Origin of the sequence: Burkholderia orbicola, assembly GCF_900100915.1 — a bacterium.
GTDB classification, from domain to species: domain Bacteria; phylum Pseudomonadota; class Gammaproteobacteria; order Burkholderiales; family Burkholderiaceae; genus Burkholderia; species Burkholderia orbicola.
The window spans coordinates 3172098-3195172 of the sequence record NZ_FNKW01000001.1; the positions used below are offsets into that span (position 1 = coordinate 3172098).

The window sequence follows — 23075 nt, forward strand, 5'->3', positions numbered from 1 at the left end:
CTTGAGTCATGCGACGGGCGCCTTCGGGCGCCCGTTCTTTCGTGCGCGACCGGCAGCGGAAGCCGGTGAATCAGAACGACGCGCAGGCCGGCACGACGGTCATGCCGACCGATTGCTGATGAAATCGCTGGGCGTACGCTTGCCGGATCGCGGCGAGTCGCGCGCGCGTGTCCGACGTATCGTCGGCGATGATACGGATCACGAAGCTGTCTTCGCGCGTGACGCCACCGGTCGAGCGGTCGCGCCACTGGCCGTGCGTGCCCCAGTAGGTGAGGCCGTCGGGAAAGCGCGGCGTGACCGTGTCGGCGAGGAATGCCGCGCGTTCGGCATCGGTGACGGGGCCGCGCCCGGCGATGTCGCGCCCGAACAGCAGGTCGGCCTGCAGCATGCGGCTTTCGCCCGGTTGCGGGCAGGATGCCGGTTGCGCGCCCGAGAGGGACGAGGGCGCTGCCGCGCAACCGGCGAGCAGCGCGAGCGCCGCCGCGCATGCGGCCAGCCGCCGCATCTGCCCATTTCGTGACGATCGACCTTCGCGCGTGCAAAACGCTGCGCGCTCAACCACTTGCGTGCGGGTCCGACGGGTTATCAACAGGGCTGTCAACATAATCTGGGGATAACCCTAGGATGGTCTGCGCAGGCGCACTGCGCGATCAGTGCTGCAGTTGCGCGTGCGCGAGATGCATGCCGAGCGTGGCGGGGTCGGTATTCGTGCCCGACAGCAGCACGCCGACGCGCTTGCCCTGCAGCGTTTCGCGCAGCGGGCCGAGGAGTGCTGCGAGCGCGGCCGCGCAGGCCGGCTCGACCGACAGTTTCAGGTGCGAGAACAGGAACAGCATCGCGGCGCGCAGCGCGTCGTCGGAGACGGTGACGATGCGGTCGAGGTGGCGCCGGCACAGTTGGTAGCTGTATTCCTCGGTATGTGGCGCCATCAGCGAATCGGCGATCGTCTGCATCGCGCTCATCTTGATCGTGTGATTGGCCGCGAAGCTGCGGCTCATCGCGTCGGCGCCTTCCGGCTCGACGCCGTACACGTGCACACGCGGATTCGCGAGCCGCAGCGCGGTCGCCATGCCGGCCGCGAGCCCGCCGCCGCCGATCGGCACGATCACCGCGTCGAGGTCCGGCGTCTGCGTTGCCCATTCGTAGCCGAGCGTCGCGGTGCCGAGGATCGTGTGATAGCCGTTGAACGGATGAATGAAGAAGCGGCCTTCCTCGGCCTCGATGCGCCGCACGAGATCGAACGCCTGCGACGCGCTGCCTGCCAGCACGACTTCCGCGCGGTACTGCTTGCACTGCGCGATGCGCGTCGGGCTCGCGGTATGGAACATCACGACCTTCGCGCTGCTGCCGAGCCGCATCGCCGCATACGCGACGGCTGCCGCATGATTGCCGGCCGATACGCAGGTGACGCCCGCGTTCTTGCGGTCTTCGTCGAGCGCGAGCAGGTGCGTGAACGCGCCGCGCGCCTTGAAGCTGCCGCTCGCCTGCAACAGCTCGAACTTGAAGTTGACGTGCGTGCCTTCGAGGGAGGGCAGATCGGCGCGCTCGAACACGGGCGTGCGCGCGACCCAGGGTGACAACGCGAAATGCTGCGCGGCGATTTCGTCGAGCGTCGGAATCGGCTCGCCGTCGATCGTCGTATGGGCAGTGCCCTGTTGTTCAGTCGACATGACGTGGCGGGTGGCGGAGTGGGCCGACCCGCACACGCGGGCCGGCGTGGCGGGAGGCAGTCAGTGCGCGTCGACCGACATGCTGCGAATGAACTTGCGCAGGAACTGCTCGCAGCCGGCGAGCTGCGCGAGTTCGACATATTCGTTCGGCTTGTGCGCCTGCTCGATGTTGCCGGGCCCGCACACGACGCTCGGAATGCCCGCGCGGGCGAACAGGCCGGCCTCGGTGCCGTACGCGACCTTGCGCTTGTCCTGGTCGGCCGTCAGCGCGCGCACGAGCTGCGTGATCGCGGCTTGCTCGGTCGCGTCGAGGCCGGGCGCCGCGGCGATCTTCGAGAATTCGATCGCGGCGTTCGGGTGTTCGCGCAGCATCTGCGGCAGCAGCGTTTCCTGTGCATACGCTTCGATGCGCGTGAAGATCTGCTCGGGATCGAGCGTCGGCAGGTTGCGGAATTCGAAGTCGAAGCGGCACTCGGCCGGCACCGTGTTGATCGCGTTGCCGCCCTGGATCGTGCTCGTCTGCGCGGTGGTGAACGGTACGTCGTACAGTTCGTCGAACGGGCCTTCGGCACGGAAACGGTCAGCGATGTCGCGGATGTGGCAGATCAGGCGCGCCGCATACTCGATCGCGTTGAGCCCCTTCGGCGTCAGCGACGAATGTGCGGCGTGGCCGCGCACGCAGCAGCGGTACGCGTTGATGCCCTTGTGCGCGATGATCGGCCGCATGCTGGTCGGCTCGCCGACGATGCAGCCGGACGGCTGCACGCCGCGCTTCACGAGATCGGCGATCATCAGCGGCGCGCCCGCGCAGCCGATTTCCTCGTCGTAGGACAGCGCGAAATGGATCGGCTTCGCGAGCTTCGTCGCCTGCATCTCGGGCAGCAGCGCGAGCGCCGCGCCGATGAAGCCCTTCATGTCGCAAGTGCCGCGGCCGTACAGGCGGCCGTCGCGGATTTCCGGCGCGAACGGGTTGCTGTCCCATTGCTGGCCGTCGACCGGCACGACGTCGGTGTGGCCCGACAGCACGATGCCGCCGTTCGTCGAACCGTCGTGCGCGGGCACGGTGGCGAACAGGTTCGCCCAGCCGTCGCGCGGATCGTGCGTGATCGTCGACGCGATGCCCTTCGCGGCGAGCGCGTCGCGTACCGTTTCGATCAGGCCGAGGTTCGGCACGCGACTCGTCGTGTCCATCGACACGAGTTGCTTGACCCAGGGCAGGCTGACGAGCGATGCATCGCCTTCGGTTGCGGCGGACGGCGCCGTCGCGTCGAGAGTGGACATGGCAAAACTCCGTCTGATGAATGGGAAATCATACTCAAAAACGCGCCTGCCCGCCTTCGTCGGGCGCGATGCGGTGCAGCAACGTCGCGCCCGTCAGGATTGCGTCAGCGGGCCGCGACGGCCGCCCCCTGTTTCGGGCCGAGCGCGCGCAGCGTTTCCTTGATCGTCGACACGCGGATCGCGAGGTCGGGCGAGCGTGTCTCGATGCGCAGCTTGTCCTGGCCCGCGAGCTTGATGTGGCGATGCTTCTGCACCATCTCGATGATCCGCATCGGATCGATCGGCGGATTGGGCTCGAACTGCAGCCCGATCGCGACCTCGCTCGCGTCGATCTTCACGATGCCGAGCGGCTTCGCGGCGATCCGCAGCCGGTGCGTCTCGACGAGCGCGTGCGCCTGCGGCGGCAGTTTGCCGAAGCGGTCGATCAGCTCTTCCTGGATGCCGTCGATCGCGTCGCCGTGCTCGCAGTTCGCGAGCCGCTTGTACAGCGACAGCCGCTCCTGCACGTCCGCGCAGTAGTCGGCCGGCAGGATCGCGGGCGCATGCAGGTTGATTTCGGTCGTCGCGGCGAGCGGGGCGGTGAGGTCGGGCTCCTTGCCGTTCTTCAGCGCCTTCACCGCGTCGTTCAGCATGTCCGTATAGAGCTGGAAGCCGATCTCGTGGATTTCGCCCGACTGCTTGTCGCCGAGCACTTCGCCGGTGCCGCGGATCTCCAGGTCGTGCATCGCGAGATAGAAGCCCGAGCCCAGTTCCTCCATCTGCTGGATCGCTTCCAGCCGGCGCTGCGCCTGCTTGGTCAGCGACTGTGGATCGTGCACCAGCAGGTACGCGTAAGCCTGGTGGTGCGAGCGGCCGACCCGGCCGCGCAACTGGTGCAGCTGCGCGAGGCCGAACTTGTCCGCACGGTGCATGATGATCGTGTTCGCGCTCGGCACGTCGATGCCGGTCTCGATGATGGTCGTGCACAGCAGCACGTTCGCGCGCTGCGCGACGAAATCGCGCATCACCCGTTCGAGCTCGCGCTCGTGCATCTGGCCGTGCGCGATCACGATGCGCGCCTCGGGCACGAGCGCCTCGAGCATCGCCTTGCGGTTCTCGATCGTCTCGACCTCGTTGTGCAGGAAGTACACCTGGCCGCCGCGCTTGAGCTCGCGCAGCATCGCCTCGCGGATCACGCTTTCTTCCTCGCGGCGCACGAAGGTCTTGATCGCGAGCCGCTTCTGCGGCGCGGTCGCGATCACCGAGAAATCGCGCAGCCCTTCGAGCGCCATCCCGAGCGTACGCGGGATCGGCGTCGCGGTGAGCGTCAGCACGTCGACTTCCGCGCGCAGCGCCTTCAGCGCTTCCTTCTGGCGCACGCCGAAGCGGTGTTCCTCGTCGATGATCACGAGGCCGAGACGCTTGAACTGCACGTCAGACGACAGCAGCTTGTGCGTGCCGATCACGATGTCGACGCTGCCTTCGTTGATCTGCGCGATCGCCGCGTTCACTTCCTTCGCGGTCTTGAAGCGCGACAGCTCGACGATGCGCACCGGCCAGTCCGCGAAGCGGTCCGCGAAGGTCTGCGTGTGCTGCTCGGCGAGCAGCGTGGTCGGCGACAGCAGCGCGACCTGCTTGCCGCCCAGCACCGCGATGAACGCCGCGCGCAGCGCGACCTCGGTCTTGCCGAAGCCGACGTCGCCGCACACGAGGCGGTCCATCGGCTTGCCGCTCGTCATGTCGCCGATCACGGCCGCGATCGCCGCGGCCTGGTCGGGCGTTTCCTCGAAGCCGAAGCTTTCGGCGAATTTCACGTAGTCGCGCGGGTCGAGCGAGAACGCATGGCCTTCACGGGCCGCGCGGCGCGCGTACAGGTTCAGCAGCTCGGCGGCCGTGTCGCGGATCTGCTGCGCGGCCTTGCGCTTCGCGCGCTCCCACTGGCCGGAGCCGAGCGCGTGCAGCGGCGCGCTGTCGGGATCGGCGCCGCTGTAGCGCGAGATCACGTGCAGTTGCGCGACGGGCACGTAGAGCTTGCTGTCGCCCGAGTATTCGAGATGCAGGAATTCGGTCTCGCCTTCGCCGAGATCCATCGACACGAGGCCCATGTAGCGGCCGATGCCGTGCTGCGCGTGGACGACCGGGTCGCCGACCTTCAGCTCGGACAGGTCGCGCACCATCGCGTCGACGTTGCTCGCCTGTTCCTGCCGGCGGCGGCCCGCGCGGCGGCCGAGCGCGCCGTACAGCTCGGTTTCGGTGACGATCGCATAGCCTTCGCCCGGTACCGCGAAGCCGTTCGCGAGCGGCGCGACGCCGAGCGCGAAGCGCGCATCGCTCGCCAGCCAGCTCGCGAAATCGTCGTTCGACGACGGCCGCAGGTGATGTTCGGCGAGCAGTTGCAGGATCGTTTCCCGACGGCCGGCCGATTCGACCGTCAGCAGCACGCGCTTGCCCGACGATTCGACGAACGTGCGCAGCGACGCGAGCGGATCGTCCGCATGGCGGTCGACGGTGAGTTCGGGCAGGGCGGTCGCCCAGCCGCCGGCCGGCTGCGCGGGCAGCACGACGCGCGCGAACGGCTTCGCGAATGCGAAGAAATCCTCGTCGGACAGGAACAGCCGCTGCGGCTCGAGGATCGGTCGCTCGCGATCGTGCGCGAGGAACGCGTGACGCTGCTTCGTATCGGCCGTGAAGCGGCGGATCGACGCTTCGAGGTCGCCGGTGAACACGAGGTGCGCGTCCTGCGGCAGGTAGTGGAACAGCGTGGCCGTCTCGTCGAAGAACAGCGGCAGGTAATACTCGATGCCGGCCGACGGCACGCCGTTGCCGATGTCCTTGTAGATCGGCGCGCGGCTCGGGTCGCCTTCGAAGGTTTCGCGCCAGCGGCTGCGGAAGGCCGTGCGCGCGGCTTCGTCGAACGGGAACTCGCGGCCGGGCAGCAGGCGCACGTCGCGCACCGGGTAGAGGCTGCGCTGCGTGTCGGGATCGAACGCGCGGATCGAATCGACCTGGTCGTCGAACAGGTCGATCCGGTACGGCAGCGGCGAACCCATCGGGTACAGGTCGATCAGCGAGCCGCGCACGCAGTATTCGCCGGGGCGCACGACCTGGCTCACGTGCTCGTAGCCGGCGAGCGTGAGCTGCGCTTTCAGCTTCGCCTCGTCGAGCCGCTCGCCCTGCGCGAACGCGAACGTGTACGCGGCCATGAACGACGCGGGCGGCATCCGGTACAGCGCGGTGGTGGCGGGCACGAGCAGGATGTCGCAGCGGTCCTCGCCGAGGTCGTGCAGCGTGGCCAGCCGCTCGGACACGAGGTCCTGGTGCGGCGAGAACGTGTCGTACGGCAGCGTTTCCCAGTCGGGCAGCAGGCGCACGCGCGCGTCGGGCGAGAAGTAGCGGATTTCCTGCGACAGCCGCTGCGCGTCGACCGCGTTCGCGCAGATCACCGCGAGGAGCGGCACGTCCTGGCGGTTGTCGGCGAGATAACGGGCGATGGCGAGCGCGTCGGCGGAGCCGTGCGCGCCGTCGAAGGCGAAACGCTGGCCGGGCTTGACGCGGGCAACGGGTGAAGCGGACGGGATGGAAGCGTTATCTGGCATAGGGACGACAGGGGTGGCGTGCACGGGCGCAGCGCGGTGCGCCGGTCGAGACGAAAGACCTATTATAAAATCCGCTTCTCGATTTCACCTTTCCGGCGTTTCCTTTCGTGACTCCCCGACTTTTCGCCCTGATTCCCTGCGCCGGCACGGGCAGCCGTTCCGGTTCGGCCGTGCCGAAGCAATACCGCACGCTGGCCGGCCGCGCGCTGCTGCACTACACGCTCGCCGCGTTCGACGCGTGCAGCGAGTTCGCGCAGACGCTCGTCGTGCTCGCGCCCGACGACTCCCATTTCGATGCACGCCGCTTCGCGGGCCTGCGCTTCGCGGTGCGCCGCTGCGGCGGCGGCTCGCGGCAAGCGTCGGTGCTCAACGGGCTGCTGGAACTGGCCGAATTCGGCGCGACCGACCACGACTGGGTGCTCGTGCACGACGCCGCGCGCCCCGGCATCACGCCCGAGCTGATCCGCACGCTCGTCGCGGCCCTGAAGGACGACCCGGTCGGCGGGATCGTCGCGCTGCCGGTGGCCGACACGCTCAAGCGGGTGCCGGCCGGCGGCGACGCGATCGCGCGCACGGAGTCGCGCGACGCACTGTGGCAGGCGCAGACCCCGCAGATGTTCCGCATCGGCATGCTGCGCGAAGCGATCCTGCAGGCGCAGCGCGAAGGGCACGACCTGACCGACGAAGCGAGCGCGATCGAGTGGGCCGGCCATACGCCGCGCGTCGTGCAGGGCAGCCTGCGCAACTTCAAGGTCACGTACCCGGAAGATTTCGCGCTCGCGGAGGCGATCCTCGCGCGCCCCGCGAACGCTTCCTGACTTTCACCCCATCTCAAACCGGATTACGCATGGATTTCAGAATAGGACAAGGCTATGACGTGCACCAGCTCGTCGAAGGGCGCCCCCTCATCATCGGCGGCGTGACGATTCCGTACGAGCGCGGCCTGCTCGGCCACTCGGACGCGGACGTGCTGCTGCATGCGATCACCGACGCGCTGTTCGGCGCGGCGGCGCTCGGCGACATCGGCCGCCATTTCTCCGACACGGACGCGGCGTTCAAGGGCGCGGACAGCCGCGTGCTGCTGCGCGCGTGCGCCGAGCGCGTGAAGGCGGCCGGCTTCACGATCCAGAACGTCGACAGCACCGTGATCGCGCAGGCGCCGAAGCTCGCGCCGCATATCGACGGGATGCGCGCGAACATCGCGGCGGATCTCGGGCTGCCGCTCGAGCGCGTGAACGTAAAGGCGAAGACCAACGAGAAGCTCGGCTATCTCGGTCGCGGCGAGGGGATCGAGGCGCAGGCCGCCGCGCTGCTGGTCAAGCAGGGCGCCTGACGTCCGGCCGTCGCGGCGTGCGGTTCACGCTGCACGCCGTGCCGCCAAAACGAAAATGCCACGCGAATGCGTGGCATTTTCGTTTGCAGCAGGCACGGCTCACGGCCGCGCGGCCGGATCGCTTATTCGCCTTCGGCGGCGATCACCTGCGCGGCGGCGTTGATCACCGACGCGATCCGGCCGACGTCGCGCAGCTGCGTGACGGTCATCCCTTGCTCGTTCTTCAGCAGCGCATAGTGCGACTTCACGCAGAAGTGGCACTTGCCGACGATCGACGCGGCGAGCGCGTACATCTCGAACTTGCGCTTGTCGACGCCGCCGTGCGTCGCATACGCGCCCATCCGCAGTTCGGCGCGCTGCGTCTTCAGGTCAGCGTCGTCGGCCATCTCGACATACGGATACCAGGTGTTGTTCATCCCCATCAGCGCGGCCGCCGTCAGCACGGCGTTCGTCTCTTCGGGCGACAGCACGCCGGCTTCGCGGATCGTCTTCACGAGCACCGTGCTCTTCGCCGCGATGGCCGCCGCCAGCGCCACGCCGACCGCGTCGGTGCCTTCGAGCGACGAGCGCGAGATCGTGCCGTCGAGGTTCAGGCGAATGTCCTTCGCGTAGTCGGGGATACGTGCCTTAATCGAGTCGATGAATTCCATTGATATCTCCTATGGGTTGGCCGTTAAAAAAGCCCGCAGGCAGGACGTGCGCCGCGGGCTTCGTGCATTGCTACGCTTACAGCGTGGCGCCGCCGACTGCGCGGTTGCACGGGCAGAGTTCGTCCGTTTGCAGGCCGTCCAGAATGCGCAGAACTTCTTCCGGGCTGCGGCCGACGTTCAGGTTGTTCACCGAAACGTGCTGGATCGTGTTGTCCGGATCGACGATGAACGTTGCACGCAGGGCCACGCCGGCTTCCTTGTCGCGCACGCCGAGCTGGTCGATCAGTTCGCCCTTGACGTCGCCGAACGAGTAGTGGTTCAGCTTGTCGAGATCCTTGTGTTCACGGCGCCATGCGAGCTTCACGAATTCGTTGTCCGAGCTGCCGCCGAGCAGGACGGCGTCGCGCTCTTCGAACTGCTTCGTGAGCTTCGCGAATTCGACGATTTCCGTCGGGCACACGAACGTGAAATCCTTCGGATAGAAGTAGATGATCTTCCACTTGCCCGGGAACGACGCTTCGGTGACGGTCTCGAACGCCGACTGGCCGTTTTCCTCGTGATTATTGAAGCCCGGCTTCGCGGCTACGACGGTGAAAGCTTCGAGTTTATCGCCCACGGTTTTCATGCGGATACTCCTGTGTGAGTTGGGAAGAAGACTGAGTCAAGCTACCTCGGTGCTGCAACGATGATGTGACAGCATGGGGAAAACTATAACACTATTAGTAAGTCGCTTCAATAGATTTTGACTAACGACTCTCATAGCTTTTGTCAACCGCGTCGATAGTGTGACGCGCAAGATGCGTGCGCGAACGCGTCACGCCGTCGCACGCGCCTTGCCGGCGCCAGGGAATTCGAGCGTGACTTCGAGGCCGGCTTCCGGGTGACGGTTGCGCAGCCGCAGCGCGCCGCGGTAGCGGCCGACGAGCCGCAGCACGATCGCCATCCCGAGGCCCGTGCCGTCCGCCTTGGTGCGCGCGGTGTCGACGCGATAGAACGGCCGCATCACGAGCGGCAGTTGATCCTCGGGGATGCCGGGGCCTTCGTCGCTCACCGACAACTCGACGCGCGCATGCGACACACGCGTCTCGAGCGTGATGCGCGAGATGCCGTCCTGCTTGCTCTGGCCGTATTTGCGCGCATTCTCGACGAGATTGCCGATCACGCGGCGCATGTCGGTTTCGTCGGCTTCGATGATCGCGCTCGGCGCGAGCCGCGTGCGGATCTCGACGCCGTCCTCGCCCGACACGCGCGCGGCGACTTCGTGCGCGATCGACGACAGGTCGACCGGCTCGGGCTTGCGCTGCGACGGGCGCGCGTAATCGATGAAGGCCGCGATGATGCGGTCCATCTGTTCGATGTCGTCGACCATCGCGTCCTTGGTCGCCTGGTCGGACGGGCTCATCTCGGTTTCGAGCCGCAGCCGCGCGAGCGGCGTGCGCAGGTCGTGCGAGATGCCCGCGAGCATCAGCGCGCGATCGGCCTCCAGTTGTTCGAGGTCGCGCACCATCTGGTTGAAGCTGCGGTTGGTTTCGGCCGCGACGCCCATCCCGCGCTCGGGCAGGGGCTCGGGCGCCTGGCCGGAACCGACCTGGCGCGCGGCGAGCGCGAGCCGCGAGAACGGCCGGTTCACGAGGCTCGTGATGAACGCGGAGCCGAACAGCGACAGCGCGAGCGCGAACAGCCCCCAGCCGGCCCACTGCAGGCCCGTGACGTTGTCGAGCTGGTCGCGGTCGAGCGCGACCCAGTAATCGTCGTCGTCGATCTTGAAGCTGATCCACACGCCGGGAATGTCGTTGACCGACTGCGCGATCACGGTATCGTCGCCGAGACGGCTGCGGATGTCGTGTTCGATCAGGCGATTCAGCGATTCGTCGGGCTGCAGCTTGAACTTGTCGGTTTTCTCGCGGGGGTACACGCGCACGCCCTCGTTGCTCTCGAGATCCTGCAGCAGCGCGCGCCGCAAGTCGGGATCGGAATAGAGCAGGGCGGTGCGCGTGAGCTTCACGACCGCGACGAGCTGGAGCGCGACGCGCTGCGCACGCGGCTCGCGCTCGATCACGCGAAAGCTCTGGAACCACGCGGCGAGACTGACCGAGATCAGCAGCGCGATCAGCAGGAAGGTGCGCCAGAACAGCCCGCCGAACGCGAGCTGCAAAAGGCGCCGGTCGATACGCATGGGACGGGCCGTGGACGGGGCGAAGCCGGGAAGGAAAAAGCTCAGGCGGCGCCGTCCGGGATGAACACGTAGCCGAGGCCCCAGACGGTCTGGATGAAGCGCGGGCTGCCCGGATCGGGTTCGATCAGCTTGCGCAGGCGCGAGATCTGCACGTCGAGGCTGCGGTCGAACACTTCGTATTCGCGGCCGCGGGCGAGCTCCATCAGCTTTTCACGCGACAGCGGCTGGCGCGGATGACGCGCGAACACTTTCAGCACCGAGAATTCGCCGGTGGTCAGCGGAATTTCCTGGCCGGATTTCGTCAGCGTGCGCGTGGCGAGATTCAGCGAGAATTCGCCGAACTCGAACACCTCGGTGGTTTCCGACGGCGCTCCCGGCAGTTCGGCCGGCGCCTGGCGGCGCAGCACCGCGTGGATGCGCGCGACCAGTTCGCGCGGGTTGAACGGCTTCGGCAGGTAATCGTCGGCGCCCATCTCGAGGCCGACGATGCGATCGACGTCCTCGCCCTTCGCGGTGAGCATGATGATCGGCGTGCGATCGTTGCTGCCGCGCAGCCGGCGGCAGATCGACAGGCCGTCCTCGCCGGGCAGCATCAGGTCGAGCACGAGCAGATCGAAACGCTCGCGTACCCAGAGCTTGTTCATCGCGGTCGCGTTTTCCGCGACGTAGACGTTGAAACCCTGTTCGCCGAGATAGCGGCGCAGCAGATCGCGCAGGCGAGGGTCGTCGTCGACGACGAGAATCTTGGAGGGGTTTTTCGTTTCCATGATCGGCATCTTATCGCGAATGGGAATTGACGCACGGCCGGGGATTTTCGTGCGTTACAGTCGGTTACAAAATTTACCCGTAGTGTCGCGCCGAGTAAAGGCAGGCTATAGAGATTCCTTTACTCGAAGCCGAAATTCGGTAGATACTCCCCTGCACTCCATCTTTCATCTTTGTACACCCGAATTCCGCAGGGTTTTTCAAGTACCAGAGGTAACCGGTTGCCGCGTGACGAAGGGAACAAATCGACCAAAGAAGCGAGGACGGTCATGCGATCTGCCCGGATTGCACTGATGCTGACGATCGCGCTTGCCGGTCCGTATGCGTCGAACTTCGCGTATGCGCAGCGCCCCGAGCAGGGCGCATCGTCGCGCAAGCTGCCGCGCGGCAAAGCGCCGCAGCCCGATCGCGCCGCCGATATGACGGTCCGTTCCGCCGTGCCTCCCGATCTCGAACAGCGCCGCCGCGACGGGCACATGACGCCCGAAGAGCGGCACCTGTTACGCCAGCACATCGAAGACGCCGTTCGCGAGTTGTACAAGCGCTGATGCGTGCCGTCGTTCGCCTTGCGCGGAAATCTCCGCGCGGAAAGAATTCGTAGCACTTTTTCCGTCAACTTTCGGCTGCCGAATGCCGTTGTACGGGCATCCGCACCGCCGGTGCGTTCCGGGAGTCCATGACGATGAAAGCGAACGCTGCCGCACCGGCGCCGTCGCCTGCCATGCAGTCGCCGCTCGATGCCGACGACGCGCTGTTTTTCCTGAGTCGCACCGGTTTCTCTCCCGCGCCTGCCGAGGTCGCGCGCATCGTCGGCATGACGCGCGCGCAGGTCGTGGCCGACACGCTCGGCAGCGCGCGACACGAACCCGTCACGACGTGGCCCGACTGGCTCGCCGAGCCGCCGCCCACGCGCGCGCAGCGCCAGGCGCTGACGCCCGACATGCGGCGCGACGAGCAGCGCGAGCGCAATCGCCGCTACGATGCGTTGCGGGCGGCCTGGGTCAACGAGATGGTCGCGACGCCGTCGCCGCTCACCGAACGCATGACGCTGTTCTGGCATGGGCATTTCACGTCGGGGCAGGACAAGGTGCCGTACCCGCAGACGATGGCCGCGCAGAACGCGCTGTTTCGCCGCGAGGCGCTCGGCAACTTCGGCACGCTGCTGCATGCGGTCGCGAAGGACCCGGCGATGCTCCAGTATCTCGACGGCGCGAGCAATCGCAAGGGGCGGCCGAACGAGAATTTCGCGCGCGAGGTGATGGAGCTGTTCACGCTCGGCGAAGGGCACTACACGCAATACGACGTGACCGAAGCCGCGCGCGCGATGACGGGCTGGACCGTCGATCCCGATACGCTGCGGTGCATGGTGCGGCCCGACTGGCACGATGCCGGCGACAAGACGATCCTCGGCGAAACCGGGCCGTTCGACGGCGACGGCTTTCTCGACATCCTGCTGAAGCGGCCGGGCACCGCGCGCTTCATCGCCGGCAAGCTGTGGCGCGAGTTCGTGTCCGATACGCCGGAGCCCGGCGCGCTCGATGCGGTGGCCGAACGGTTTCGCGCGAGCGGCTACGACATTCGCGCGGCGCTCGCCGCGCTGTGGTCGACCGATGCGTTCTGGGATCCGCGCAACCGCGGCGTGCTGGTCAAGTCGCCGGCGGAATTCGTCGTCGGGTCGGTGCGGCTGTTCGACGTGGCGTACGGCGATCCGCAGATGCTAGCGGACACCGTGCGCACGCTCGGGCAGAACCTGTTCTATCCGCCGAACGTGAAGGGCTGGCCGGGCGGCGCGCTGTGGATCAACAGCACCACGCTGCTGTCGCGCAAGCAGTTCGTCGAGCAGTTGTTCCGCGCGACCGAGACGGCCGGGATGCGGCCGCCGGCCCGCGCGATCGCGCCGCCGCCGAATGCGCGTGCGCATGCGATGCCGGTGGTCGACACGGCGTCCGCCGTCGGCGTGCGCGGCATGCCGGCGAAGCCGGCGCGCGGCGGCCTGCGATTCGATCTCGAGCGCTGGCTGGCCCAGTATCGGGCGCGGCCGCAGACGATCGCCGGATTGTCGACCGAGCTGCAGTTGCAGCACGCGGTGCTGCAACTCTCGCCGGTCGCGGCGATCGACACGGATTCGACCGGCAGCGCGTATCTCGAGGCGCTGCTGATGGATCCGGCCTATCAACTGAAATGATGCGAACGACGACGAAGCGGACAGTCGCCGCGGCCAAGGCGCCGGGCGGCGAACCAAAGGATGTGCGATGAACCGACGTGATTTTCTGACGCTGACGGGCGCCGCGGCGGCGGCCGGCGTGTCGATGTGGCAAGCGCCCGCGATGGCGGCCGCCGCGACGCAGGCGGGGCGCAAGGCCGCGGCCGGGTATGCGAACGTGCTGATCCTCGTCGAGCTGAAGGGTGGCAACGACGGCCTCAACACGGTGGTGCCGTATGCCGACCCGCTGTACTACCAGTTCCGGCGCAGCATCGGCATCAAGCGCGAGCAGGTGCTGCAGCTCGACGCGCAGACGGGGCTGCACCCGTCGCTCGCGCCGCTGATGCCGCTGTGGCGCGACGGACAGGTCGCGATCGTGCAGGGGGTCGGCTATCCGCAGCCGAACCTGTCGCATTTCCGTTCGATCGAGATCTGGGACACCGCGTCGCGCTCGGATCAGTACCTGCACGAAGGCTGGCTCACGCGCACGTTCGCGCAGGCGCCCGTGCCGCCCGGTTTCGCCGCGGACGGCGTCGTGCTCGGCAGCGCCGAGATGGGGCCGCTGTCGAACGGCGCGCGCGCGATCGCACTCGTCAATCCCGCGCAGTTCATCCGCGCGGCCCGGCTCGCCGAGCCGTCGTCGCTGCGCGAACAGAACCCGGCGCTCGCGCACATCATCGACGTCGAGAACGACATCGTGAAGGCGGCCGACCGGCTGCGCCCGCGCGGCGGGATGCGGGAATTCAGGACGGCCTTTCCGGCCGGCGCGTTCGGCACGTCGGTCAAGACCGCGATGCAGGTGCTGGCCGCGTGCGAAGCGTCCGGGCCCGGCGCGCAGGACGGGGTCGCGGTGCTGCGCCTGACGCTCAACGGTTTCGACACGCACCAGAACCAGCCGGGGCAGCAGGCCGCGCTGCTCAAGCAGTTCGCGGAAGGGATGAGCGCGATGCGCGCGGCGTTGATCGAACTGGGGCGCTGGAACGAGACGCTCGTGATGACGTATGCGGAATTCGGGCGGCGCGTGCGCGAGAACCAGAGCAACGGCACCGATCACGGCACGGCCGCGCCGCATTTCGTGATGGGTGGCCGCGTGGCGGGCGGGCTGTACGGTGCGCCGCCGGCGCTCGGGCGGCTCGACGGCAACGGCAACCTGCCGGTCGCGGTCGATTTCCGCCAGCTTTACGCGACCGTGCTCGGGTCGTGGTGGGGGCTCGATGCGACGCGCGTGCTGCAGCAGCGTTTCGACACGCTGCCGCTGCTGAAGGCGTGATGCGGGCCGCTCAGCGGCGGCGCGCGGCGCGCCACGCGATCCACAGCTTGCGGATCGGCGTGAGCGCGATGCGCTGGTGCAGCACCTGGTAGCCGTCGCGCGCGATTTCGTCGAGCAGCGCGCCGGCCAGCGCGATTTGCGCCCGCAGTGTGCGCTGCGCGCGGCGTTCGGCGGCGGGAATCGCCGCATCGGCCGCCGCGAGCGCGTCGCGCGCGCGGGTCGTCTGGAATTGCAGCAATTCGGTGAAGGCCGGACTGTAGCGGCGGTTCAGCAGGTCGGCCGCGGTCACGTTGTAGCGCTGCAGTTCGTCGATCGGCAGATAGATGCGGCCGTGGCGCGCGTCGTTGCCGAGCTCCTGCACGAATTGCGCGAGCATCAGCGCGCGGCCGACGTCCGCGGCCCACGGCTGCGGGTCGGCCGGGTTCGCCGAACTGGCGCGCGCGACCAGCGACGCGAAGGTGCCGCCGACCTGCGCGATATAGCGCTGCAGGTTCGCGAAGTCGAGGTAGCGCGCCTGTTCGAGGTCCATCCCGTAACCGTTGACGAGCGTGCGCAGTGCGTCGGCTTCGGCGGCGATCGCCGGATGATGCTGCGCGAGCGCCTTCGTGACCGGGTGCGACGGCTGCCCGTCGGCCAGTGCGGCGAGTTCCTTGTGCCACCACGCGAGCTTCGTGTGTCCGACGGTCGGATCGCTGGTTTCCTTGACGGTTTCCTCGAGTTCGCGGCGCAGCGCGAACAGCGCGGTCAGGCGCGGCTGCGTGGCGAGCGGCGCCTGGCGCAGCGCGTAGTAGACGCTCGAGCCGGCGGGGGCGGCCTTTTGCTGACAGTAGTCGTCGAAGTTCACGGGCGAGATCGGGGGGGGGCAGGTTCGGGGGACGCGCGGCGGCGCGCTGCCGAAACGTCGAGCGCGGCATTCTAGCACCGCGGCACGACGGGCGCCGGCGGGGCGAGACAACGCCGCACGGATCGGGTAGAATCTCGCGCTCGCCTGATCGGGCGTGCCGGTTTTCGGGCCGGCGTGAAGTCCCGGGCGCGTGGAGCACGCATCTTGCGTCCCGCGCGATCAGGCGACGGAAATGCGCGTGAGTGGCGAAATTGGTAGACGCACCAGGTTTAGGTCCTGACGCCCGCAAGGGTGTGCCGGTTCGAGTCCGGCCTCACGCACCAGAAAGTTGAACGCGCCCTCGCCAGGGCGCCGTTCGTGAAAAAGCGCTGCCGGTCGGCTGACCGCAGCGCTTTTTTGTTGATGCCGGCTTCCTCGCCACGCATCCGGACCTCGTCCGAGCAATCGGCCGCGTGTAATATCGTGCTCGCTTTTCATACAAGCAGCACGACGACACCGAGGGGCCACCGATGCAACATACCTTCCGTATCCCGATTTCCATTCTGGCGCTGATGCTGGCCGCGCCGGCCTTCGCCAATACGCCTGCCGACAATATCGCGTGGAGCGCCAAACCCGTGAAGACGGTCGCGTCGTCGTCGGCATGCACCGCGTACTCGGGGCGCACGATGTCGGGCAACGGCCAGCCGCTGTCGACCGAGGGCGTGCTGAAAACGCTCGGCACGTTGGCGGCCGGCGCCGCGCTGGGTGCCGTCGCCGGCGGATATCAGGGCGCAGCCCCGAATCCGTGTCCGCTGCCTGGCCTGTGATTCGCTGGCAAGTGGATCGCGGAGCGCGCCGCTTCAACTGAAGCAAACACGATACGAAGCGCCGCGCGTCGCCCGACCGCGGCGCTTCGTCGTTTCCGGTGCGCCTATTCCCAGAAGCTGCGGATCGCGACGGCCACGATCACCGGTACCGAGAACACCAGCGGAATCGCGAAATACTGCGCTTCGCGATCGACGACCCAGCTATAGATCACCCACGCCGCACCGATCGCGAACGTGATGAGCCCGACCGTCACGGCGGCGATGTTCAGGGCCAGCTTCGACGGCTGGCGGCGCGTTTTGGTGTTGTCGTTGTCGCGCGGGGACGATTTCATCGGAAGAGTGCGGCCTCGTGCCGGAACAGGGGTAAAGACACAGGAAACCCCATCCGCACGGATCGCGCAAGGGCCGGTGCGGGCCGGCCCCGTCACGTCCGTTCCCGCGCGTTACAACCCGAACGACACGGCCAGTTCGTCGAGCAGTGCGCGCTGGAACGCGACGAACCGCGTGCCTGGCTGCTGCGCGATCGCCAGGTCGAGCATCGGATCGGCGACCGCGGTGCGGATGCCGGCCAGTTCCTCGACGATCGCGAGCCCGCAGAACGGCACGTACGCCTCCGAATAGCCGCCTTCGTGAACGATCACGAGCCGCCCGCCGCAATGGCGCTGCGCGGCTTCCTTCACCGCGCGCGTCATGAACCGGTAGCTGTCGGTATGCAGCTGCATGCGCGCGAGCGGATCGACCGCGCTCGCATCGAGGCCGCTCGCGATGACGATCAGCTCGGGGCGGAAACGCGCGAGCGCCGGCAGCACGATCCGCTCGAACGCATACCGGTACGCGTCGTCGCCACTGCCCGCGAGCAGCGGCACGTTCAGGTTCGCGCCGATGCCCGCGCCTTCGCCGCGATCGTCCGCGCCGCTGTAGCCGGGCGGGAAGCAGCGATCCTGGTGCAGCGAGATCGTCAGCGTATCGGGATCGTCGTAGTAGATCGACTGCGTGCCGTTGCCGTGATGCACGTCCCAGTCGATCACCGCGACGCGCTCGATGCCGTGCTTCGCGCGCGCGGCCTCGATCGCGACCGGGATGTTCGCGAGCATGCAGAAGCCCATCGGGCGGTCGCGCAGGCAGTGATGGCCGGGCGGCCGCGACAGCGAGAACGCATTCGCCGCGCGCTCGCCGACGACCGCATCGACCGCCGCTATCGCGAGACCGGCCGACAGCGCGGCGATCTCGTAGCTGCCCTTGCCGAATGGCGCGAGATCGCCGAGGTCGCCGCCGTTCGCGTCGCTCAGCGCGTGAAATGCGTCGAGATAGTGCGCCGGATGAATGCGCAGCAGGTCGGCCGTCGTCGCGGGCTCGGCGCCACGCAGGTCGAGCTGCGCGGCCAGGCCCGACGCCTGCACGAGCGACAGGAAGCGGCGCTTCGAATCGGGCGATTCCGCGTAGCCCGCGCTCGACGGCGGCTGGACCCAGCCTCCGACTGGGAAGAACAGCGCGTGCGTGCCGCCGGTATGCCAGAAAGTGCGTTCGTCGGTGAAGAAGGCAGTGCGATTCATGGATGCGTGACCTGTCACGGTTGGGAGGAAACGGAAGAGCGCGCGCGGCGATCGATGTGGCGGAGCGCGGCGAACGACACGATCGCGACGGCCGTGGCGGCCACGAACAGCGCGCGCATCGAGCCGCCGGCGTCGAGCATCAGGCCGGCCAGCAGCGGGCCGGCGGCGAGCCCCGCGCCGATCACGAAATTGAGCGTCGCGACGAGGCGGCCCGACGTGTCGATCTGCGCGACCGTCGCGAGGATGAACGGCAGCACGAAGGTCCACGCGAACTTGAACGCGAAGATCGCCGCGCCGTAGCCGCCGGTATCACGCATCGCGGCGAGCGCGACGAGCGATGCCGCGAGCAGCGCGTAACCGGCCGCCAGCATCGCGCGCCGGGCGAGCCGGCCGCCCGCGCACGACGCGAGCGCCGCGCCGGCAATGCCCATCACGCTCGCGATCGCGAGCACGTTGCCGGTCGTCTGCGGGTCGAGCCCGGCCTCGGCTGCCGCACGGCTCGCGAACGTCCACACGCTGCCGATCGCGAGATAGAACGTCAGCACCGCGCCGATGGCGAGCACGACGAAGTGTCGCGGCGTGGGCGGCGCATCGCCGCGCGCGGTGTGCGGGGATGCCGTCCGCGTGCCGAGCGACGACGGAAAGCCGCGCGACAGCGGCGCCGCGAGCAGCGCGAGCCCGGCGAGCGCGACGTACAGCGCGCGCAGCCCGAACGCGGCGAACACGTGCGGCAACACGAACAGGCCGATCGCGCCCGCGATCAACTGGCCGACGACCCACAGGCCGTATACGCGGTCGCTGTTCTGGCTCGTCGCCGCGCTCGTCATGCAGAGCACCATCAGCGAGCCGCCGCCGAGCGCGGTGACGGCGCGCAGCGCGAGCAGCGCGGCGAAGCCCGGCATCCACAGCGCGGTCAGCAGGTTGCCCGCGCCGAACAGCGCGACGGCGAACGCGGCGACGCGGCGCGCGTCGATGCGGCCGAGCCACAGGTACGACGGCACGGTCGCGAGGCTGAACGCGCCGAGTTCCATGAAGAAGTAGGTGCCGATCTGCGATGCGGACAAGCCGAGCTGCGTCGCGAGCTGACCGGCGACGGCAGGTGCCACGAGCAACAACAGCGGCGTGATGGCCGCGAACACGACGAGCGCGACCAGCGTCGAGCGCGCGAACGTCGACGCGCGGCCGTCAGGCGAGAGTGAGGCATCCGGGGACAGGGTCTTCATGGCGGGGTCTCGTTGAAGGAATCAGAACAGGTGGTACATGCCGACCATCGCGCCGAACTGCGACGCGCCGGCGAGCGGCGTGGGGTCGTATTCGTAGACGGTCTGCGAACTCTGGCCGCTGTTGCGCGCATAGCCGAGGTTCACGTAGGCGACGGTGCGTTTCGACAGTGCATACGTGGTGCTCGCGATGAACAGCGTCGGGTGGCCGATCGCCGACGTGTGCGAATCGGTGTGGTAGACGCCCGCGTTCAGGCCGATTCCGTTCGACGTCAGGTAGCGCGCGCCGCCCCAGACGATCGTGCGCGCCGCGTCGAGGTCGCCGGTGAGGCGCTCGACGCCTGCGTAGACGGTGAGCGGCAGCGTGGCGAACGCATAGCGCGCGGCGAGCGTGCCGAGTTCGCGACGCCGCGCGGACGCGTCGTCGGCCGCCGATACGTCGCCGTGCGCCTGGTGCAGTACCGCGCCGACCGACAGGCCGTTGCTCGTGTACTGGCCGCCGAGTTCGAGCACGCGTCCGGCGCGCGTATTGCCGGCGACGCCGGCGGTCGCGGCGAGCGCCTCGACGTCGAAGCCGGCGAACGTCGGCGACTGGTATTTGACCGAATGGTCGATGAAGTTCGCGTTCATCGGCACGAGCACGCCCTGGCCGCTGTACGACCCGTACCAGAGCGGGTCGTAGAACAGCGTCTTGTCGAACAGTACGCTGAACTGGCGGCCGAGCGTGACGGTGCCGACCGGCCCCGCGATGCCTACGTATGCGCCGCGGAAGAACGCGTAGCCGGGCACGGTCGCGGTGCCGTCGTTGAGGTTGAGGCCCTGTTCGAGCTTGAACAGCGCGCGCCAGCCGCCGCCCAGATCCTCGTGACCCTTGATCCCGACCTGTGAAGGCAGGATGCCGTAGTTCTGCAACCGCACGGCCGAACGATGCCCGTCGGCGTGCGTCAGGTATTGCACGCCGGCGTCGAGCGCGCCATACAGCGTGAGGGCGGACTGCGCGTGCGCCGCGGCGCCGCATGCGGCCAGCGTCGCGGCGGCCGCGGCCGTGCGGATGAAGCGGGGTGTCGTCACGAGGGGTTCTCCATACCGTGCTGCATCGGTTTGTCGTTGGTGTTGTCGCGACGCAGTGTCCGCAGCGGGAAAACCGTCGAACAGTCGTCCAGATGAACGGTGCGGAAAACCCGCGGTGCCCGGCATGAACGCCGCGCGATGGCGCCGTGCACCGTGCTGCGCAGCAGCAACGTGCGGCGCACCGTTCAAATGGATGGGGTTGGCGAGCGTTCCGGCGCCGTGGCCCGCCAAAAAAGCCGCTGGCTATAATCGGCCGGTGTCGTTGCGCACATCAGCAGCCCGACCGGGCAGGGGAGCGGAAAGTGAGGATCACGACGGATATCGGGCAGGATCTCGACGCGCTGCGCGACGTGCCGGCCGCCATCGTCCTCGACGAATTCGCGTGGCCGCCGCGGCCGTCCCGGCGTGCCGATTTCGACGGCGTCGCGCGCGGCGACGCGCCGCGGCGCGAACTCGGGCTGATGCTGCTCGACCTGTACGCGGTGGCCGCGCAGTCCGCCATCGGCGAATTCGAATGCCGGTTCTTTTCGCTGCTGCAGGCGCTCATTCCGTTCGATGCCGCGTGGACCGGCGTCGCGACCCATGTGCCGACCGGCCCGGTGATGCACAACAGCTTTTTGTACCGGTTGCCGCACGCGTTCTTCACCGACTGGAAGCGCGTGCGGGATTGCGATCCGCTCGCGCACCGCACGTTGCACGGTGCGCACGGCCGCGCGGTGCGGCTGACGGTCGTCGAGCCGGGGCTCGATGCGCGGTTTCGCGACTGGTGCGTGAAGTACGGGCTCGCGCAGCTGATGTGCGTGTGTACGCTCGATCGCCGCTTCGGCCTGACGACGTTCATGTCGATCTACCGCCAGGGCCTGAACCGGCCGTTCAGCGACGACGACGCACGGTGTTTCGAGGACGTGATCCCGCATCTGGCCGCCGCGCTGACGATCAATCGCGCGGCCCAACTCACCCGCGAGCGCGCCGACACGGTCGCGCCGGCGGCGCGTGCGCTGTGCGACAACTTCGGGGTGCTGCACCATGCCGATCACGGTTTCGACGACGTGCTGCGCACCGAATGGCCGTCGTGGGCCGGCGCGCGCGTGCCGGAGCCGCTCGTCGCGCACCTGCGACGCCAGTCGGGTCAGCCGTTCGTCGGCGACGCGCTGCGCATCCAGTGCGTGCCGGTTGCGGGGCTGTTCCAGATCGAGGCGCGGCCGCGCTCGCTGCTCGATCGGCTGAGCCCGCGCGAACTCGCGGCGATCCGCTATTACGGCGCCGGGCGTTCGCACAAGGAGGTCGCGCAGCAGATGGCGATCTCGCCGACGACCGTGCGTCACTACCTGCGCTGCGCGTACCGCAAGCTCGGCATGCACGACAAGAGCCAGATTGCCGGCGTGCTGGGCGCGACGGGCGGCGCGACCGACGACGAGGCGATGGAAGCCGGCGGGATGCCGCGCTGAGGCCCACGAACGCACGAACGGATGCGGCGCGATGCGCACTGCGTTGCCGGATTGGTTGTGTCCGCAACCATTGAGCGTTATGCTCGTCAGCTTCCAGGAGACGGAATGCCATCATGAACGACACGAATTCAGGGTCGGTGCGCGCGGCGGTGGTCGGCGTCGGCGCGATCGGCGGATTGCTCGTGGCCGCGCTGTCGAGAGCCGGCATGACCGTGAGCGCGTACGCACGCGGCACGACGCTCGACGCGCTGAATACGCACGGCGTGCGCGTGATCGACGAGGCGGGTGCAACCTCGTCGGTGCCGGTGCGGGCAAGCGACGATGCAGCCGCGCTCGGCGTGCAGGACTACGTGGTGATCGCGCTGAAGGCGCAGGCGCTGCCGGCGCTGGCCGCCCGTATTGCGCCGCTGGTCGGCCCCGATACGGTGATCGTCGCGGCGATGAACGGGCTGCCGTGGTGGTTCACGCACGGACTGGAAGGGGCGATCGACGGCGTGCCGCTCGATGCGGTCGATCCGGCCGGCGCGGTGTCGGCCGCATTGCCGCCCGCGCAGGCGATCGGCTGCGTCGTGCACCTGTCGTCGAGTACCGATGCGCCGGGCGTCGTGCGTCGCGGGCGCGGCAACCGGCTGATCGTCGGCACGCCCGATCCGCGGCTCGACGTGGCCACCGCGCGGTTCGCCGCGGCGCTCGCGGCCGGCGGTTTCGACGTCGAGTCGACGCCCGCGATCCGGGCCGAGATCTGGACGAAGCTGTGGGGCAACATGAACATGAACCCGCTGAGCGCGCTGACCGGTTCGACGGCCGAACAGTTGCTCGACGATCCGTTCACGCAGGATCTCGCACTGCGGATGATGGAGGAGGCGGCTGCGATTGGCGCGAAGCTCGGCCTGTCCACGGGGATGAGCGGCCCCGAGCGGATCGCGGTCACGCGCAAGCTCGGCGCATTCAAGACATCGATGCTGCAGGATTTCGAAGCGGGGCGCTCGCTCGAGATCGGTCCGATCCTCGGCGTGTTTCCGGAGCTCGGCCGCAAGCTTGGCGTGCCGACCCCGTACTGCGACGCGGTGCTCGGACTGTTGCGTCAGCGCGCGGCGAACAGCGGGTTGTAGCGCGTGCGAGGCTGCCGCATACGCAGCAGCCGGCAACGCGGCGATGCGTGCTTCACGCGATGCCGCCGCATGATGCAAAACGGGTCGCCCGGATCGCG

General features: G+C 68.2%; 21 protein-coding genes and 1 tRNA gene. 9 read left to right on the forward strand and 13 right to left on the reverse strand.

What is annotated here, in order from left to right; all coding sequences use genetic code 11:
• Window positions 1-70 precede the first annotated feature (70 nt).
• The 4 genes from BLS50_RS15195 to mfd all read right to left on the reverse strand — a co-directional run bounded on the left by BLS50_RS15195 (window position 71) and on the right by mfd (window position 6526).
• Window positions 71-505 carry a DUF3574 domain-containing protein gene (locus BLS50_RS15195; protein WP_074802544.1) on the reverse strand — a complete coding sequence of 145 codons (435 nt, stop codon included), beginning with the start codon at window positions 503-505 and terminating at the stop codon, window positions 71-73.
• Between the two features lie 145 nt (window positions 506-650).
• Window positions 651-1670, reverse strand: a complete 1020-nt coding sequence (locus BLS50_RS15200) for a threonine/serine dehydratase (RefSeq protein WP_011549593.1) — start codon at window positions 1668-1670, stop codon at window positions 651-653.
• 60 nt (window positions 1671-1730) lie between these two features.
• Window positions 1731-2951, reverse strand: coding sequence for an acetylornithine deacetylase (argE, locus tag BLS50_RS15205; protein ID WP_012328716.1), 1221 nt, complete (start codon window positions 2949-2951; stop codon window positions 1731-1733).
• A gap of 104 nt (window positions 2952-3055) precedes the next feature.
• Entirely contained in the window at window positions 3056-6526 is a 3471-nt protein-coding gene (mfd, locus tag BLS50_RS15210) for a transcription-repair coupling factor (protein ID WP_074802545.1), read from the reverse strand.
• Window positions 6527-6633: 107 nt separating this feature from the next.
• Between mfd and ispD the strand changes: the two genes are divergently transcribed.
• Together ispD and ispF are read left to right on the forward strand one after the other, a co-directional pair.
• Entirely contained in the window at window positions 6634-7344 is a 711-nt protein-coding gene (ispD, locus tag BLS50_RS15215) for a 2-C-methyl-D-erythritol 4-phosphate cytidylyltransferase (protein WP_027813185.1), read from the forward strand.
• Window positions 7345-7373: 29 nt separating this feature from the next.
• Window positions 7374-7859, forward strand: a complete 486-nt coding sequence (gene ispF, locus BLS50_RS15220) for a 2-C-methyl-D-erythritol 2,4-cyclodiphosphate synthase (RefSeq protein WP_074802546.1) — start codon at window positions 7374-7376, stop codon at window positions 7857-7859.
• A gap of 122 nt (window positions 7860-7981) precedes the next feature.
• Here ispF and BLS50_RS15225 read toward each other — a convergent pair whose 3' ends face one another.
• The 4 genes from BLS50_RS15225 to ompR all read right to left on the reverse strand — a co-directional run bounded on the left by BLS50_RS15225 (window position 7982) and on the right by ompR (window position 11461).
• Window positions 7982-8509 carry a carboxymuconolactone decarboxylase family protein gene (locus BLS50_RS15225; protein ID WP_006478562.1) on the reverse strand — a complete coding sequence of 176 codons (528 nt, stop codon included), beginning with the start codon at window positions 8507-8509 and terminating at the stop codon, window positions 7982-7984.
• A 76-nt stretch (window positions 8510-8585) separates the two neighbouring features.
• Window positions 8586-9134, reverse strand: a complete 549-nt coding sequence (locus BLS50_RS15230; protein WP_006478563.1) for a peroxiredoxin — start codon at window positions 9132-9134, stop codon at window positions 8586-8588.
• A 189-nt stretch (window positions 9135-9323) separates the two neighbouring features.
• Entirely contained in the window at window positions 9324-10685 is a 1362-nt protein-coding gene (locus BLS50_RS15235; RefSeq protein ID WP_074802547.1) for an ATP-binding protein, read from the reverse strand.
• Window positions 10686-10726: 41 nt separating this feature from the next.
• Window positions 10727-11461 (reverse strand): osmolarity response regulator transcription factor OmpR, encoded by a 735-nt coding sequence (gene ompR / locus BLS50_RS15240; protein ID WP_006478565.1) that lies wholly within the window; start codon window positions 11459-11461, stop codon window positions 10727-10729.
• A 258-nt stretch (window positions 11462-11719) separates the two neighbouring features.
• On the opposite strand from ompR, the gene BLS50_RS15245 reads away from it, so the two are divergent.
• The 3 genes from BLS50_RS15245 (at window position 11720) to BLS50_RS15255 (ending at window position 14923) form a co-directional block, all read left to right on the forward strand.
• Window positions 11720-11998 (forward strand): hypothetical protein, encoded by a 279-nt coding sequence (locus BLS50_RS15245; RefSeq protein ID WP_006478566.1) that lies wholly within the window; start codon window positions 11720-11722, stop codon window positions 11996-11998.
• Between the two features lie 134 nt (window positions 11999-12132).
• Window positions 12133-13635 (forward strand): DUF1800 domain-containing protein, encoded by a 1503-nt coding sequence (locus BLS50_RS15250; RefSeq protein WP_074802817.1) that lies wholly within the window; start codon window positions 12133-12135, stop codon window positions 13633-13635.
• A gap of 67 nt (window positions 13636-13702) precedes the next feature.
• Window positions 13703-14923, forward strand: coding sequence for a DUF1501 domain-containing protein (locus BLS50_RS15255; protein WP_074802548.1), 1221 nt, complete (start codon window positions 13703-13705; stop codon window positions 14921-14923).
• Between the two features lie 10 nt (window positions 14924-14933).
• Here the strand turns inward: BLS50_RS15255 and hpnD are convergent, their stop codons facing one another.
• A complete protein-coding gene (gene hpnD, locus BLS50_RS15260; RefSeq protein WP_069233370.1) occupies window positions 14934-15767 on the reverse strand; it encodes a presqualene diphosphate synthase HpnD in 834 nt (277 codons plus the stop codon).
• Between the two features lie 236 nt (window positions 15768-16003).
• Here hpnD and BLS50_RS15265 point away from each other — a divergent pair.
• A tRNA-Leu gene (locus BLS50_RS15265) sits at window positions 16004-16090 on the forward strand.
• A gap of 186 nt (window positions 16091-16276) precedes the next feature.
• Window positions 16277-16573, forward strand: a complete 297-nt coding sequence (locus BLS50_RS15270) for a hypothetical protein (RefSeq protein WP_012328709.1) — start codon at window positions 16277-16279, stop codon at window positions 16571-16573.
• 104 nt (window positions 16574-16677) lie between these two features.
• Here the strand turns inward: BLS50_RS15270 and BLS50_RS15275 are convergent, their stop codons facing one another.
• The 4 genes from BLS50_RS15275 to BLS50_RS15290 form a co-directional block, all read right to left on the reverse strand.
• Window positions 16678-16905, reverse strand: coding sequence for a hypothetical protein (locus BLS50_RS15275; RefSeq protein WP_006478569.1), 228 nt, complete (start codon window positions 16903-16905; stop codon window positions 16678-16680).
• 111 nt (window positions 16906-17016) lie between these two features.
• The gene (locus tag BLS50_RS15280) at window positions 17017-18126 is read right to left on the reverse strand and encodes a class II histone deacetylase (protein WP_074802549.1); all 1110 of its coding nucleotides are present in this window, start codon (window positions 18124-18126) and stop codon (window positions 17017-17019) included.
• 14 nt (window positions 18127-18140) lie between these two features.
• Complete coding sequence (locus BLS50_RS15285; RefSeq protein WP_074802550.1) at window positions 18141-19349, reverse strand: MFS transporter; 1209 nt, start codon at window positions 19347-19349, stop codon at window positions 18141-18143.
• Between the two features lie 21 nt (window positions 19350-19370).
• A complete protein-coding gene (locus BLS50_RS15290) occupies window positions 19371-20417 on the reverse strand; it encodes a porin (RefSeq protein ID WP_074802551.1) in 1047 nt (348 codons plus the stop codon).
• Window positions 20418-20719: 302 nt separating this feature from the next.
• On the opposite strand from BLS50_RS15290, the gene BLS50_RS15300 reads away from it, so the two are divergent.
• Together BLS50_RS15300 and BLS50_RS15305 are read left to right on the forward strand one after the other, a co-directional pair.
• Window positions 20720-21865, forward strand: coding sequence for a helix-turn-helix transcriptional regulator (locus BLS50_RS15300; RefSeq protein WP_027810556.1), 1146 nt, complete (start codon window positions 20720-20722; stop codon window positions 21863-21865).
• Between the two features lie 113 nt (window positions 21866-21978).
• On the forward strand, window positions 21979-22977 hold the full coding sequence (locus tag BLS50_RS15305; RefSeq protein WP_074802552.1) for a 2-dehydropantoate 2-reductase: 999 nt from the start codon (window positions 21979-21981) through the stop codon (window positions 22975-22977).
• Window positions 22978-23075: the final 98 nt, after the last annotated feature.

What these genes read in the sequence shown, in the direction of transcription:
- BLS50_RS15195 (WP_074802544.1), bottom strand. Translation starts at nt 505, where the DNA reads ATGCGGCGGCTGGCCGCATGCGCGGCGGCGCTCGCGCTGCTCGCCGGT.
- BLS50_RS15200 (WP_011549593.1), bottom strand. Translation starts at nt 1,670, where the DNA reads ATGTCGACTGAACAACAGGGCACTGCCCATACGACGATCGACGGCGAG.
- argE (WP_012328716.1), bottom strand. Translation starts at nt 2,951, where the DNA reads ATGTCCACTCTCGACGCGACGGCGCCGTCCGCCGCAACCGAAGGCGAT.
- mfd (WP_074802545.1), bottom strand. Translation starts at nt 6,526, where the DNA reads ATGCCAGATAACGCTTCCATCCCGTCCGCTTCACCCGTTGCCCGCGTC.
- ispF (WP_074802546.1), top strand. Translation starts at nt 7,374, where the DNA reads ATGGATTTCAGAATAGGACAAGGCTATGACGTGCACCAGCTCGTCGAA.
- BLS50_RS15225 (WP_006478562.1), bottom strand. Translation starts at nt 8,509, where the DNA reads ATGGAATTCATCGACTCGATTAAGGCACGTATCCCCGACTACGCGAAG.
- BLS50_RS15230 (WP_006478563.1), bottom strand. Translation starts at nt 9,134, where the DNA reads ATGAAAACCGTGGGCGATAAACTCGAAGCTTTCACCGTCGTAGCCGCG.
- BLS50_RS15235 (WP_074802547.1), bottom strand. Translation starts at nt 10,685, where the DNA reads ATGCGTATCGACCGGCGCCTTTTGCAGCTCGCGTTCGGCGGGCTGTTC.
- ompR (WP_006478565.1), bottom strand. Translation starts at nt 11,461, where the DNA reads ATGCCGATCATGGAAACGAAAAACCCCTCCAAGATTCTCGTCGTCGAC.
- BLS50_RS15245 (WP_006478566.1), top strand. Translation starts at nt 11,720, where the DNA reads ATGCGATCTGCCCGGATTGCACTGATGCTGACGATCGCGCTTGCCGGT.
- BLS50_RS15250 (WP_074802817.1), top strand. Translation starts at nt 12,133, where the DNA reads ATGAAAGCGAACGCTGCCGCACCGGCGCCGTCGCCTGCCATGCAGTCG.
- BLS50_RS15255 (WP_074802548.1), top strand. Translation starts at nt 13,703, where the DNA reads ATGAACCGACGTGATTTTCTGACGCTGACGGGCGCCGCGGCGGCGGCC.
- BLS50_RS15270 (WP_012328709.1), top strand. Translation starts at nt 16,277, where the DNA reads ATGCAACATACCTTCCGTATCCCGATTTCCATTCTGGCGCTGATGCTG.
- BLS50_RS15275 (WP_006478569.1), bottom strand. Translation starts at nt 16,905, where the DNA reads ATGAAATCGTCCCCGCGCGACAACGACAACACCAAAACGCGCCGCCAG.
- BLS50_RS15280 (WP_074802549.1), bottom strand. Translation starts at nt 18,126, where the DNA reads ATGAATCGCACTGCCTTCTTCACCGACGAACGCACTTTCTGGCATACC.
- BLS50_RS15285 (WP_074802550.1), bottom strand. Translation starts at nt 19,349, where the DNA reads ATGAAGACCCTGTCCCCGGATGCCTCACTCTCGCCTGACGGCCGCGCG.
- BLS50_RS15305 (WP_074802552.1), top strand. Translation starts at nt 21,979, where the DNA reads ATGAACGACACGAATTCAGGGTCGGTGCGCGCGGCGGTGGTCGGCGTC.